This is a genomic window from Pelomonas baiyunensis (genome assembly GCF_043555935.1).
Taxonomy (GTDB): Bacteria; Pseudomonadota; Gammaproteobacteria; order Burkholderiales; family Burkholderiaceae_C; genus Pelomonas; species Pelomonas baiyunensis.
The window spans coordinates 839,336-852,235 of record NZ_JBIGIB010000001.1 but is presented as its reverse complement, the minus strand read 5'-3'; the positions used below and the strand labels follow the sequence as shown (position 1 = coordinate 852,235).

The window sequence follows — 12,900 nt, the reverse complement described above, 5'->3', positions numbered from 1 at the left end:
CCCAGCCGCTGCGGCCACCACACCATGCGTCACCTGCTCTCCACCGCGATCCTGGCCACCAGCCTGATGGCCGGCCCCAACGCCAGGGCGTCGGACACCGCCGTACTGCCCGCCGTGCACACCGATCTGAAGCGCGACAACAACGTGCTGCCCTACGGCCAGATCAACCGGGTGCTGATCTTGCTGCGCCAGCACGGCGAAGGCCTGTTCCGGCTGGACTTCAAGGTCGACACGCAGCGCAGCAAGGTGGCCCTGGCCGACCTGAAGCTGGCCGTGCGCAGCGACGACGCCGACTACCCAATCAAGCTCAGCGACACCGGCGCCTTCGACCTGCCCGTGCTGCCCGAGGCCGAGGGCAAGACGGCGGACCTCGCCACCAACGCCGGCAAGGGCCAGCTGTCGATTGCCGGCACGCTGGAGCTGACCGTCGCGCCGGAAGACCTGACCATGGCCAAGGTGCGCCAGATCATGCGCGTGGCCCGCACGCTGCGCGAGGAACTGCTGCCTTGGTATCTGCGCTGGCTGTTCCCCCGGATCGACGCCGTGCGCGTGTGCAGCGCCACGCCCACCTGGGAACTGGAGTGGCGCGAGAACGGCCAGCTGCTGGGCCTGCCGCTGCCACTGGCGGCGGGTGAGCGCGACCCCGAGGCCCGCAAGGGCGCGCAGGGCCGCCCCTGCACACTGCTGAACGGGCAGGAGCAGTGGCCCGACGCAGCCCGCCTGCTGCCGCCGGCCAACAGCAAGGTCTCGGTGAAGCTGTGAGCGCCGCCTGGCCTGCCACGCCCCGGTCGCAGCGTTGGACCGCACGGGGCGCCGTGGTGGGCCTGCACCTGCTGTTGCTGGCCGCGGCGTGGCAGCACCGCCCGAAGCCGCTGGACACGGTGAACCCGCCGCGCATCAGCTTGCGCTGGCTGCGCCCGGCGCCGCCCGCACCCGCCCGGCCGGCCGACACCCCACCGGCCCGGCCGCCCCTGCCTCGGCTGGCGCCGGCGCCCGAGCCCTTGCCGCCGCTGCCGTGGACGGTTGCGCCCCAGGCGGCCCCCGACCCGAGCACGCCGTCCACTTCCAACGCGGGCCCTGTCACGCCCAATGCGGAACCCACAGCCCCACGCACAACGCTGCGCCTGACATTGCCGCCGGGCTACGCCGCCTCGTCCGCTGCCGCGCGCAACCCCGCATTGAGCGACCCGCGCAGCAACACCGCACGGCGCACGCTGGAAGACCGCATCGCCGACGCCGCGGGCGCCACGGGCGAATGGGTGTCGGAGCGCGTCGACGACCACCGCACCCTGCTGCGCCGCGGTGACACCTGCGTGGAGGTGCTGCGCTCACGCATCGGCGACATGGACCGCTTCAACGAGAGCGTGGCCCCGCGGACGGTGCCGATGTTCGGCAAGCCCTACAAGTGCAAATGAGCGGAGCCGGCCCTCAGGCCGCGACCGCTGCGGCCGCGCGCTCCTGCTCCCGCAAGCGCAGCACCCGGCGCTGCACTTTGCCGGTGGTCGTCATTGGCAAGGCGTCGATGAACTCGATTTCCTTGGGGTACTCGTAAGGCGCCAGCCGCGCCTTCACATGGCCCTGCAGGGCCTGCACCAGCGCGTCACTGGCGGCATGGCCGTCGGCCAGCACCACGTAGGCCTTCACCAGCGCGCCGCGCTCGGCGTCGGGCTTGGGCACGACCGCCGCGTTGGCCACGGCCGGATGCTTGAGCAGGCAGTTCTCGATCTCGCCGGGGCCGATGCGGTAGCCCGCGGCCTTGAACACATCGTCCGCCCGGCCCTCGTACCAAAGCGTGCCGTCGGCGTCCATGCGGGCCAGGTCGCCGGTGCGGCACCAGCTGTTGGCCGGGTCGCCGGTGAACTTGGCGCGGGTGGCGGAGTCGTTGTTCCAGTAGCCCAGGAAGAACACCGGATCGGGCACGCCATGGCGGTCGCGCGCGTGCACCGCCACCTCGCCCACGGTGCCGGGCGGGCACTCGTGGCCGTCGTCGTCAATCACGGCCACGCGGTGGCCCGGATAGGCCCGGCCCATGCTGCCGGGCTGGGCGGGCCACAGCGCCTGGCAGTTGCCCACCACGTAGTTCATCTCGGTCTGGCCGAACATCTCGTTCACCGGCACGCCCAGCGCGTCGCGGCACCAGGCGAACACCGCATCGCCCACGGCTTCGCCAGCACTCATCAGCGCGCGCAGCTTCAAACCGTGGCGGCGGGGGCGCGGCTCGGCCTTCATCATGGCCTTGAGCGCGGTCGGGAACAAAAAGCTGTGTGTGACGCCGTAGGCCGCCATCAGCTCGAACGCCTTGGCCGCCGAGAAGCGGCCCTGGTAGGCCACGATGGGCCGGCCGAAGTACAGCGTGGGCAGCAAGGCGTCCATCAGGCCGCCGGTCCAGGCCCAGTCGGCGGGGCTCCAGAAGACGGCGTCACTGGGCTGGGACGCGTCGAAGGGGTCGAAGCCGAACCAGTTCTGGCTGGCAATGAACCCGGTCAGGTTGCCGATCAGCGCCCGCTGCGGAATGAGCGCGCCCTTGGGGTTGCCGGTGGTGCCGCTGGTGTAGATGAGGACGGCCGGGTCGTCCGCCTGGGTGGCCAGGGGTTTGAACTGCGCGGCTTCGGCTTGCAGCGCCTCCATCCACGGCAGTTCATCGCAATCCACCGGGCACTCGCCCACCACGACGATGCGGCGCAGCGCCGGGCAGCGCGCCTTCACCTCCCGCAGCGCGGGCAAGGCCTCGCAGGCCGCAATGGCCAGCACCGCGCCGCTGTCTTGCAGCCGGTACTCCAGCGCCTCGGCGCCGAACAGCAGCGACAGCGGCATGGCCACCGCCCCCATCTGCTGCAGCGCGATGTGGGCCACGGCCGTCTCGAATCGCTGGGGCAGCACGATGGCCACCCGGTGCCCACGGCGCACGCCTTGGTTCCACAGCGCGTTGGACAAGCGGTTGGCGGCGCGCTGCAACTGCGCGTAGCTGTAGACCGCGCGGCAGCCGCTTTCGCTGTCGAAGTAGATGGCGGTGGCCTTGGGCGTCTCGCGGGCCCAGCGGCCGCAGCAGGCCTCGGCGATGTTGAAGTCCGGCGGCACCTGCCAGCGGAACGCGGCGTGCAGCTGCTCGTAACGGTCTTCGCCCATCCGCCACCCCGAGGTTCAAACAAGGGGGGTCATGCTAGCCAGCCCATCCCGGGCCGGCGTCATGGAATGCCCGCAGCCGGCCGGCTCACAAACCCAGCCAGGCCGAGGGCGACCAACCGGCCGGGCGCTCGGGCTGCGCATAACGCTGCAGTGACTCGCCCGACAGCCGGCAGATGCGCCACTCGGGCATCACGTCCGCCCCCAGCTTTTCGTAGAACCGGATCGCATCCTCGTTCCAGTCGAGCACCGTCCAGTCGAACCGGCCGTAGCCCCGCTCACAGGCCAGTCGGGCCAGGTGCAGGATCAGCGCACGGCCCAAGCCGCTGCGGCGGTGCGCCGGCCGCACGTACAGGTCTTCCAGGTACAGGCCCGGCTTGCCCAGGAAGGTGGAGAAGTTGGTGAAGTACAGGGCGAAGGCCACGACCTCGCCATCCACCTCGCCCAAGGTGCATTCGGCCACCGGGCGGTCACCGAACAGGTGGGGCCGAAGGGACTCGGGCGTCACCTCCAGCAAATGGCTCAGCTGCTCGAACTCGGCGAGCTCGCTGATGAGTTGGACGATGGCGGGGAGATCGTGCGGCTGCGCTGGCCGCAGGGTGGGACGTGACGACATGGCGACATTCTCTTCGCCAGACGCTGGCCTACAGTGCGGACATGCCCGATGTCTACCGCCCCAAACGCCCCCATCGCGACGAATTTCTGACGCTGCGCGGCCTGCGCCACCATGTGCTGCATTGGGGTCAGGCCTTGCCCGGGCGCCCGCCGCTGGTGATGGTGCACGGCTGGATGGATGTGGGGGCCTCGTTCCAGTTCGTGGTGGACGCCCTGCGCGACGACCGGCAGGTGATTGCCCTGGACTGGCGTGGCTTCGGGCTGACCGAGTCACCCGGCGGCGACTGCTACTGGTTCCCCGACTACCTGGGTGACTTGGACGCCCTGCTGGACGCCGTGAGCCCCGGCGCGCCGGTGGACTTGCTGGGCCACAGCATGGGCGGCAACGTGGTGATGAGCTATGCGGGCGTTCGCCCCCAGCGAATCCGGCGCCTCATCAATCTCGAAGGCTTCGGCCTGCCCGATGTGGCGCCTGCGGCCGCCCCCGAGCGCCTGAGCCGCTGGCTGGACGAATTGAAAGAGCCCCCCAGCCTGCGCCCCTACGCCAGCCTGGACGAGGTGGCCGCGCGCCTGCGCAAAACCAACCCGCGCCTGCCGCCCGACAAGGCCGCCTGGCTGGCCGGCCACTGGGCGCGCCCGGTCTCCGAAGGCGGGGTGGAGGGCTACGTGCTGAACGCCGACCCGGCCCACAAGCTGGCCAACCCCGTGCTGTACCGCAAGGCGGAAGTGATGGCCTGCTGGCAGCGCATTGCCGCGCCCACCTTGTGGGTGGAAGGCTGCGAAGACCAGCTGAAGCACTTCTGGGGCACCCGCTACCCGCGGGATGACTTTGAAGGCCGGCTGGCCTTGGTGCCGCGCCTGGAACGCGTGGTGCTGGACGACGCCGGCCACATGCTGCACCACGACCAGCCCGAAACCCTGGCCGCGCACCTGGAACGCTTCCTGGGTCAGCCGGACTGAACTCCGGGCTAAGCCCCAGATCGAGCGCCAGCGCGCGCGCCACCGGCCGCGTCTGCCGGTGCAGGCACCTCGGGTGCAGCGGCCTCGGCCGCCTCCAGCCGGCGCATGCACCAGGCGTAGACGATGACGATGGCGCAAAAGCCCAGCAAGGCGCCTTGCGACGCCAGCCAGAAGCCCAGCGGCCAGCCCCACACCTCCACGCTCAACTCACGCGCAAAGTACACCGGCGCGAAGGCCACCACGGCCCAGGCGAGCAGCAGGCCCACCGTGAGGCGGCGGGTGCGGCGCCAGTAGCGGTCACTCATCCGCCAGGCCCCATTGCTGCAGCATGAAGGTGGTGGTGCGCGCGGTTTCGCGCAGCGCGTCGAACCGGCCCGAGGCGCCGCCATGCCCGGCCGTCATGTTGATGTCGAACAGCACCGGTGCCGAGCCGGTGTTCAGCTCGCGCACCTTGGCCACGTACTTGGCCGCTTCCCAATAAGGCACCTGGCTGTCGTTGATGGCCGTCTTGGCCAGCACCGCCGGGTACGCCACAGGCTTGAGGTTGTCGTAGGGGCTGTAGGCGCGCATCCAGGCGTACTCATCGGCCTTGTTGGGGTTGCCCCATTCGATGTACTCCTCGGTGGTCAGCGGCAGGCTGGCGTCGAGCATGGTGTTGATGACATCCACAAACGGCACCTGCGCCACCACGGCCTTGAAGAGATCCGGCCGCAGGTTGGTGACCGCCCCCATCAGCAAGCCGCCGGCGCTGCCGCCCTGGATCACCAACTGGCTGGGCTGGGTGTAGCCCTGCTTCACCAGCGCTTCGGCACAGGCCACGAAGTCGGTGAAAGTGTTCATCTTGCGGGCCAGCTTGCCGTCGCGGTACCACTGGCGCCCGAGGTCGCCGCCGCCGCGGATGTGGGCGATGGCGTAGATGACGCCGCGGTCCAGCAGCGACAGGCGCGAACTGGCGAAGCGCGGGTCGGTGGGCACGCCGTAGCTGCCGTAGCCGTACAGCAGCAGCGGCTGCGGCCCGCTGCGGCGCTTGTCCTTGCGGTAGACGAGGCTCACCGGCACCGCGGTGCCGTCGGCCGCCTTCACCCACAGGCGCTCGCTGGCGTAGAGGCTGGCGTCGTAGCCGCCTTGCACCGGCGCCACCTTCAGCAGGTTCAGCTTGCCCGTGGCCAGGTCGGCCTCATAGGTGCTGGTGGGCGTGGTGAGCGAGTTGTAGGCAAAGCGCACGCGGGGCGCGTCGAATTCGCGCTGGCCGGCCAGCATGGCGCTGTAGGCCACCTCGTTGAAGGCCACTTCGCGCGGCTTGCCGCCAGCCATCGGGTAGATGCGCAACTTCACCGAGCCGCCTTCGCGGATCTGCGCCACGGCGTGGGTCTTGAACGCCACGACCTGCTCGACCATGGCGTCAGGCCGGTGCGCAATCAGCTCACGGCCCCGCTTCAGGTCCTGGGCACCGAACAGCGGGCCGTTGCCCGTCTTCATCGGCAGGCGCAGCAGGCGGTAGTTCACGCCACGGTCGTTGATGCGCAGCATCAACTCGTTGCCGAACGGGGTGACGGCGTATTCCTGGCCGGTCTTGCGCGGCAGCACCTCGCGCCAGACGCCTTCGGGCTGGTCCGCAGGCAGCACGCGCCAGTCCAGCGTGTCCTTGGACATGGCCCCCAGCATCAGCGTGCGGCCGTCCAGCGACTTGGTCAGCTGCAGGTTGAACAGCTCGTCCTTCTCTTCGTGCACCAGGGTGTCGGCCGACGCGCCCAGCCGGTGGCGCCACAGCTGGTACGAGCGCCGGGCAGCGTCGTGGCGGATGTAGAAAAGCGTTTGGCTGTCTGCCGCCCACACGAAGGCATCGGCATGCGGCGTGGTGGCAACCACGCGGTCCTCGCCGGTCGCGATGTCGCGCACATGCAGTTCAAAGTCTCGGGCGCCGGTCGCGTCCACGCCATAGGCCAGCCGCTGGTCGTCGGGGCTCACGGCCAGGCCGTTGAGGTTGACGAACTTGCGGGTCTGGGCGAGCTCGTTCATGTCCACCAGCAACTGCTCGGGCGCCTGGGCGTCGTAGGCACGCTGCGGGCCCTGGGCGGCGCGGCGGAAGAAGATGGGGTACTGCTTGCCCACCTCGGTGCGGCTGCTGTACCACCAGGCGCCCTGGCGCTGCGGCACGGCTTCGTCGCGCTGCTGGATGCGACCCTTCATCTCCTCGAACAGCCGGTCGGTCAGCGCTTGGTAGGGCTTGAACCAGGCGTCGGCGTAGGCCGCTTCGGCCTTCAGGTGCGCTTGCACCTCGGGCGTGTCTTTTTCGCGCAGCCAGAAGTAGTCGTCGATGCGGCGGTCGCCGTGCACAGTCACGTCGCGCGGCTTTTTGGCAGCCACGGGCGGGGTCAGGGTCTCGGCCGCGCCGGCCGGGCTTGTGGCCAGCAGCAGGGCGGTGGCCAGGCCAGCCCAAGGGGCCAGGCCGCGCCAGGAAGGCAGCAGGGTCATGCAAACAGTCCTTTCACCGGGCGCCGCCCTCGGCAGCCAGGCCCCGGCGGGTGCCAAGTGTGCCTGCTTGCCATGCGAAAATCGCCGGTTTTGAACCGTCGTGCCTGTCATGGACATCGAACACATCAACCAAATCGGCAACAGCCTTGCCGACCTCTCAGCGCGCACCGACGCGCTAAGGGGGTATCTTTGACTTCGATCGCAAAGCCCTGCGCCTGAACGAAGTCAACGCCGCCCTGGAGAACCCCAACGTCTGGAACGACCCCAAGCGGGCCCAGGAACTCGGCAAGGAAAAGCGTGCGCTGGAGACCGTGGTCGAGACGATCACGCACCTGACCAGCTCGCTGGCGGACAACGCCGAGTTGTTCGAGATGAGCAAGGAAGAAGGCGACGAGGCCGGCATGCTGGCCATCGAGGAAGACGCCAAGGCGCTGCAAGCCAAGGTCGAGGAACTCGAGTTCCGCCGCATGTTCAACAACCCGGCGGACCCGAGCAACTGCTTCATCGACATCCAGGCCGGCGCCGGTGGCACCGAGGCCTGCGACTGGGCCGGCATGCTGCTGCGCCAGTACCTGAAGTACGCCGAGCGCAAGGGCTTCAAGACGACGATGGAAGACGAGACGCCGGGCGACGTGGCCGGCATCAAGAGCGCGACCATCAAGGTGGAAGGCGAGTACGCCTTCGGCCTGCTGCGCACTGAGACCGGCGTGCACCGCCTGGTGCGCAAGTCACCGTTCGACTCGTCCGGCGGCCGCCACACGTCGTTCGCGTCGCTGTTCGTCTACCCGGAAGTCGATGACTCGATCGAAATCGACATCAACCCGGCCGATGTGCGCACCGACACCTTCCGCGCCAGCGGCGCCGGCGGCCAGCACATCAACAAGACCGACTCGGCCGTGCGCCTGACGCACATCCCGACCGGCATCGTGGTGCAGTGCCAGGACGGCCGCAGCCAACACAGCAACCGCGACGTCGCCTGGCGCCGCCTGCGCTCGCGCCTGTACGACCATGAAATGAAGAAGCGCCTGGAAGAGCAGCAGAAGCTGGAAGACACCAAGACCGACGTCGGCTGGGGTCACCAGATTCGCAGCTACGTGCTGGACCAGAGCCGCATCAAGGACCTGCGCACGAACTACGAAACCTCCGCCACCCAGAAGGTGCTGGACGGGGACCTCGATCAGTTCATCACCGAGTCCTTGAAACAAGGCATTTGATGCCCCGGGGCCGCACGCGCGGCCCCTTGTTGCTTCTGCCCTGCGGCGACCCGCGTCGTCCGCCTCCCTCTTGTAGTTCCTCACCTCAAGGAAGCCCCTCATGCGTGAAGGCACCGCCCCGACCATCCAGCGCCTGGACTACCAGCAACCCGCGTTCTGGATCCGCAAGGTCGACCTGACGTTCGACCTGGACCCCGCCAAGACCCTCATCACCAGCAAGATGCAGGTGGAGCGCAACGCCGCTGTGGCCCACGGCCCGCTGCGCCTGCATGGCGAAGAGCTCAACGTGCTGCGCGTGCTGATCGACGGCAGCAGCGTGTCCTTCCGCCAGGAAGGCCATGAGCTGATCATCGACAACGCCCCCGACGCGGACTTCGCGCTCGAGATCCGCAACACCTGCTGCCCCGAGAAGAACACCGCGCTGTCGGGCCTGTACACCTCGGGTGGCAGCTTCTTCACGCAGTGCGAGGCCGAGGGCTTCCGCCGCATCACCTACTTCCTGGATCGCCCGGACGTAATGGCCGTCTACACGGTCACGCTGCGCGCCGACCAGGCCAAGTACCCCATCCTGCTGTCCAACGGCAACCTGACCGACAGCGGCAAGCTCGACAACGGCCGCCACTTCGCCGTCTGGCACGACCCCTTCCCCAAGCCCAGCTACCTCTTCGCGGTGGTGGCCGGTGACCTGGTGGCCCGCGAGCAGCGCATTCGCACCCGCGCCGGCAAAGACCACCTGCTGCAGGTGTTCGTGCGCCGCGGCGACCTGGAAAAGACCGAGCATGCGATGAACAGCCTCATCGCCTCCATCGTCTGGGACGAGGCCCGCTTCGGCCTGCCGCTGGACCTGGAGCGCTTCATGGTGGTCGGCGTGTCCGACTTCAACATGGGCGCCATGGAGAACAAGGGCCTGAACATCTTCAACACCAGCGCCCTGCTCGCCTCGCCCGCCACCGCCACCGATGCGGACTTCGCCCGCATCGAGTCCATCGTGGCCCACGAGTACTTCCACAACTGGACCGGCAACCGCGTCACCTGCCGCGACTGGTTCCAGCTGTCGCTGAAGGAAGGCCTGACCGTCTTCCGCGACCAGGAATTCAGCATGGACATGGCGGGCAGCCCGTCGGCCCGCGCGGTGTGCCGCATCCAGGACGTGCGCCAGCTGCGCGCCATGCAGTTCCCCGAGGACAGCGGCGCCATGGCCCACCCGGTGCGCCCGGACAGCTACAGCGAGATCAACAACTTCTACACCGCCACGGTCTACGACAAGGGCTCGGAAGTGGTGCGGATGTACCAGACACTGGTCGGCCGCAAGGGCTTTGAGGCCGGCATGAAGCTGTACTTCGAGCGCCATGACGGCCAGGCCGTGACCTGCGACGACTTCGCGCAGGCCATTGCCGACGCGAACCCGGGCTCGGCCCTCACCACCCGCCTGGACGCGTTCAAGCGCTGGTACTCGCAAGCCGGCACGCCCCGCGTGACCGCACGCGGCGAGCACGACGCCGCCGCCCGCACCTACACGCTGCGCTTCACCCAGCACACCCCCGCCACGCCGGGCCAGACCGACAAGCAGCCGCAAGTCATTCCGGTCGTCATGGGCCTGCTGGACCGCCACGGCGCCGCGCTGGCCCTGAACGCCGCCGGTGACACCGAAACCGTGCTGGTGCTGGACCAGGCCGACCAGAGCTTCGTGTTCGAGAACATCGACGCCGAGCCCGTGCCGTCGCTGCTGCGCGGCTTCTCGGCCCCGGTGGTGCTGGACGACGGCCTCTCCGACGCCGCGCTGCTGGTGCTGATGCGCCACGACACCGATGCCTTCAACCGCTGGGAAGCCGGTCAGCGCCTGGCGCTGAACCGCATCCTGGCCGCGCTGCGTGCCGGCCAGCCGCTGCAGCTGAGCCCGGCGTTCATCGAATCCATGCGCGGCGTGCTCAAGCACCCCGACCTGGACCCGGCCTTCAAGGAACTGGCCCTCACGCTGCCGGGCGAAAGCTACATCGCCGAGCAACTGGACGTGGTGGACCCGCAAGCCATCCACGCCGCCGTGATGGCCGCCCAAAGCCAACTCGCCAGCGCCCTGCGCGACGACTGGGCCGCCGCCTTCGAGGCGCATCAGGTGCAGGGCGGCTACACGCCCGACCCCGCCTCCAGCGGCAAGCGCGCCCTGGCCAACCTGGCGCTGTCCATGCTGGTGCTGGACGCCCAAACCACCGGCGACACCGTGTGGCCGGGCAAGGCCTACCAGCGCTTCAAGGACGCGTCCAACATGACCGACCGCGTGGGCGCCCTGGCCGCCCTGGTCAACGCCAACGCGGCCCTCGCCGCGCCGGCGCTGGAGCGCTTCCATGCGCTCTTCAAGGACGACGCCCTGGTGGTGGACAAGTGGTTCGCGCTGCAAGCCCGGGCGCCTGAGGCCGACGGCCGCGTGTTCGCCCGCGCCAAGGCCCTGACCAAGCACGCCGACTTCACGCTCAAGAACCCGAACCGCGCGCGCAGCCTGCTGGCCTCGCTGTGCATGTTCAACCCGGCCGCCTTCCACCGCGCAGACGCGGCCGGCTACGTGTTCTGGGCCGAACAGGTGCTCGCGATCGACGCCATCAACCCGCAGCTGGCCAGCCGCATCGCCCGCGCGATGGACCGCTGGGCCGTGCTGGCCGAGCCCTACCGCACCGCCGCCCGCGAAGCCGTGGCCCGCGTGGCCGCCAAGCCCGACCTCTCGCCCGACGTGCGAGAGATCGTCGAGCGCGCTCTGGCTTCCGGAGGCTGAACCCCATGTCCCGCCAAACCAGCCTGACCCAATACCTCGTCGAGCAACAACGCGAGCACGGCCACATCCCGCAGGAGTTGCGCCTGCTGATTGAAGTCGTCGCCCGCGCCTGCAAGCGCATCGCCATTGCCGTGAACAAGGGCGCCCTGGGCGATGTGCTCGGCAGCGCCGGCAGCGAGAACGTGCAGGGCGAAGTGCAGAAGAAGCTCGACATCATCGCCAACGAGGTGCTGATCGAGGCCAACGAATGGGGCGGCCACCTCGCCGCCATGGCCAGCGAGGAAATGGACGGCATCTACGTGGTGCCCAACCGCTACCCGCAGGGCGAATACCTGCTGCTGTTCGACCCGCTCGACGGCTCGTCCAACATCGACGTGAACGTCAGTATCGGCACCATCTTCAGCGTGTTGCGCAAGGTGGGCCATTCGCGCGGCGTCAGCGAAGACGACTTCTTGCAGCCCGGCAAGCAGCAGGCCGCGGCCGGCTACTGCGTCTACGGCCCGCAAAGCATGCTGGTGCTGACCGTGGGCGATGGCGTCGCCGTGTTCACGCTCGACCGCGAGACGGGTTCCTGGGTGCTGACGCAGGACCAGGTCAAGATCCCCGAGGACACGAAGGAATTCGCGATCAACATGTCCAACATGCGCCACTGGGCCCCGCCGGTGAAGCGCTACATCGACGAATGCCTGGCCGGCAGCACCGGCCCCCGCGGCAAGGACTTCAACATGCGCTGGGTGGCCAGCATGGTGGCCGACGTGCACCGCATCCTCACCCGCGGCGGCGTGTTCATGTACCCCTGGGACCAGCGGGAGCCCGACAAGCCCGGCAAGCTGCGGCTCATGTACGAAGCCAATCCCATGGCCTTCATCGTGGAGCAAGCCGGCGGCGCCGCCACCAACGGCACCGAGCGCATCATGAACCTGCAGCCCACCAAGCTCCACGAACGCGTGGCCGTGGCCCTGGGCTCGAAAAACGAGGTGGAACGCATCACGGCCTACCATCTTGAATCGACTGAAAAATAGTGGCTATAATGGCGGGCTTCGGCGGCAACGCTGAAATCCGCAACAGCGGGCCGGCATAGCTCAGTTGGTAGAGCAGCGCATTCGTAATGCGAAGGTCGGGGGTTCGACTCCTCTTGCCGGCACCAGGTTTCAAGCACAAAGCCCAGTCTTCACCGACTGGGCTTTGTCGTTTCTGGGCTGAGCTTCAGGACGCATGGTCCACGTGCGTTCACCTTGCCGGCGGCTGCGCGTGATCAAAGCCGGGCATCAGCCTCGCGTGCTACGCTTTTTGGATGTCGACGTCGCGTCTTGTTTGGGTCTTGCTGCTGGCCGTGCTGATGCCGTTGCGCGGCGCGCTGGCGCTGGGCTGGAGTTGCCCGATGTCATCAGGCCCGGCGAAGACGCTGACCCCGTCCCAAGCGCAACCCATGACGATGCCCACTGCGGACATGGCCGCCGGAGCCACGTGTCATGACGAAGCGCCGCCCGCGGCGGCCGAGGAGCGCTGCCCGGTGTGTGCCGCGATGTGTGCGGCTGGCATCGCCGCCCTGGCCCTGCCCGCCCATGGCCCGACGCTCGCCCTGCCCGGCGCGGGCGAGGTGACCCACTTTCCCGAGTTGCTGACGCCGCCGGCGCGCCACCTCCCCAGCGGCCTGGAGCGACCTCCCCGACGCGGCTGATGCCCGACGGTGGCCCGGCCCTCTGGGCGGCCCATCCGTCGCGGCCCGTGCTTGGGGCGCGCTGCCCC

At 68.9% G+C, this 12,900-nt stretch carries 11 protein-coding genes and 1 tRNA gene; 8 read left to right on the top strand and 4 right to left on the bottom strand.

Annotated elements, in window-relative coordinates:
* Positions 1-24: 24 nt before the first annotated feature.
* Together ACG01O_RS03775 and ACG01O_RS03770 are read left to right on the top strand one after the other, a co-directional pair.
* Positions 25-762, top strand: coding sequence for a hypothetical protein (locus ACG01O_RS03775; RefSeq protein WP_394381517.1), 738 nt, complete (start codon positions 25-27; stop codon positions 760-762).
* Positions 759-1,415 carry a hypothetical protein gene (locus ACG01O_RS03770; protein ID WP_394381516.1) on the top strand — a complete coding sequence of 219 codons (657 nt, stop codon included), beginning with the start codon at positions 759-761 and terminating at the stop codon, positions 1,413-1,415. Before ACG01O_RS03775 ends, ACG01O_RS03770 begins: the two co-directional genes overlap by 4 nt.
* Positions 1,416-1,428: 13 nt before the next feature.
* Here the strand turns inward: ACG01O_RS03770 and ACG01O_RS03765 are convergent, their stop codons facing one another.
* Positions 1,429-3,126: an acetate--CoA ligase gene (locus ACG01O_RS03765; protein WP_394381514.1), complete on the bottom strand. Its 1,698-nt coding sequence runs from the start codon at positions 3,124-3,126 to the stop codon at positions 1,429-1,431.
* 85 nt (positions 3,127-3,211) lie between these two features.
* Positions 3,212-3,739, bottom strand: coding sequence for a GNAT family N-acetyltransferase (locus ACG01O_RS03760; protein WP_394381513.1), 528 nt, complete (start codon positions 3,737-3,739; stop codon positions 3,212-3,214).
* Between the two features lie 41 nt (positions 3,740-3,780).
* On the opposite strand from ACG01O_RS03760, the gene ACG01O_RS03755 reads away from it, so the two are divergent.
* A complete protein-coding gene (locus tag ACG01O_RS03755) occupies positions 3,781-4,698 on the top strand; it encodes an alpha/beta fold hydrolase (protein ID WP_394381511.1) in 918 nt (305 codons plus the stop codon).
* Between the two features lie 8 nt (positions 4,699-4,706).
* On the opposite strand, the gene ACG01O_RS03750 is transcribed toward ACG01O_RS03755, so the two are convergent.
* Together ACG01O_RS03750 and ACG01O_RS03745 are read right to left on the bottom strand one after the other, a co-directional pair.
* Positions 4,707-5,003 (bottom strand): DUF4212 domain-containing protein, encoded by a 297-nt coding sequence (locus ACG01O_RS03750; RefSeq protein WP_394381510.1) that lies wholly within the window; start codon positions 5,001-5,003, stop codon positions 4,707-4,709.
* Entirely contained in the window at positions 4,996-7,173 is a 2,178-nt protein-coding gene (locus ACG01O_RS03745; RefSeq protein ID WP_394381509.1) for a S9 family peptidase, read from the bottom strand. The genes ACG01O_RS03750 and ACG01O_RS03745 overlap by 8 nt, the downstream gene beginning before the upstream one ends.
* A gap of 109 nt (positions 7,174-7,282) precedes the next feature.
* Between ACG01O_RS03745 and prfB the strand changes: the two genes are divergently transcribed.
* From prfB to ACG01O_RS03720, 5 genes are all read left to right on the top strand, one after another.
* Positions 7,283-8,387, top strand: a protein-coding gene (gene prfB / locus ACG01O_RS03740; RefSeq protein ID WP_394381507.1) for a peptide chain release factor 2 whose coding sequence is annotated in 2 segments (ribosomal slippage) — positions 7,283-7,363 and positions 7,365-8,387 — 1,104 coding nt in all. Because the reading frame shifts where the segments join, the coding sequence is not laid out codon by codon here.
* Positions 8,388-8,487: 100 nt separating this feature from the next.
* Positions 8,488-11,151, top strand: coding sequence for an aminopeptidase N (pepN, locus tag ACG01O_RS03735; protein ID WP_394381505.1), 2,664 nt, complete (start codon positions 8,488-8,490; stop codon positions 11,149-11,151).
* Between the two features lie 5 nt (positions 11,152-11,156).
* Entirely contained in the window at positions 11,157-12,173 is a 1,017-nt protein-coding gene (locus ACG01O_RS03730) for a class 1 fructose-bisphosphatase (RefSeq protein WP_394381503.1), read from the top strand.
* 49 nt (positions 12,174-12,222) lie between these two features.
* A tRNA-Thr gene (locus ACG01O_RS03725) sits at positions 12,223-12,298 on the top strand.
* A 282-nt stretch (positions 12,299-12,580) separates the two neighbouring features.
* Positions 12,581-12,832 carry a hypothetical protein gene (locus ACG01O_RS03720; protein WP_394381501.1) on the top strand — a complete coding sequence of 84 codons (252 nt, stop codon included), beginning with the start codon at positions 12,581-12,583 and terminating at the stop codon, positions 12,830-12,832.
* Positions 12,833-12,900 lie beyond the last annotated feature (68 nt).

Excerpts from the sequence above, each read along its gene's own strand:
- ACG01O_RS03775 (WP_394381517.1), top strand. The coding sequence starts at position 25 with ATGCGTCACCTGCTCTCCACCGCGATCCTGGCCACCAGCCTGATGGCC.
- ACG01O_RS03765 (WP_394381514.1), bottom strand. The coding sequence starts at position 3,126 with ATGGGCGAAGACCGTTACGAGCAGCTGCACGCCGCGTTCCGCTGGCAG.
- ACG01O_RS03760 (WP_394381513.1), bottom strand. The coding sequence starts at position 3,739 with ATGTCGTCACGTCCCACCCTGCGGCCAGCGCAGCCGCACGATCTCCCC.
- ACG01O_RS03755 (WP_394381511.1), top strand. The coding sequence starts at position 3,781 with ATGCCCGATGTCTACCGCCCCAAACGCCCCCATCGCGACGAATTTCTG.
- ACG01O_RS03750 (WP_394381510.1), bottom strand. The coding sequence starts at position 5,003 with ATGAGTGACCGCTACTGGCGCCGCACCCGCCGCCTCACGGTGGGCCTG.
- ACG01O_RS03745 (WP_394381509.1), bottom strand. The coding sequence starts at position 7,173 with ATGACCCTGCTGCCTTCCTGGCGCGGCCTGGCCCCTTGGGCTGGCCTG.
- pepN (WP_394381505.1), top strand. The coding sequence starts at position 8,488 with ATGCGTGAAGGCACCGCCCCGACCATCCAGCGCCTGGACTACCAGCAA.
- ACG01O_RS03730 (WP_394381503.1), top strand. The coding sequence starts at position 11,157 with ATGTCCCGCCAAACCAGCCTGACCCAATACCTCGTCGAGCAACAACGC.
- ACG01O_RS03720 (WP_394381501.1), top strand. The coding sequence starts at position 12,581 with ATGACGATGCCCACTGCGGACATGGCCGCCGGAGCCACGTGTCATGAC.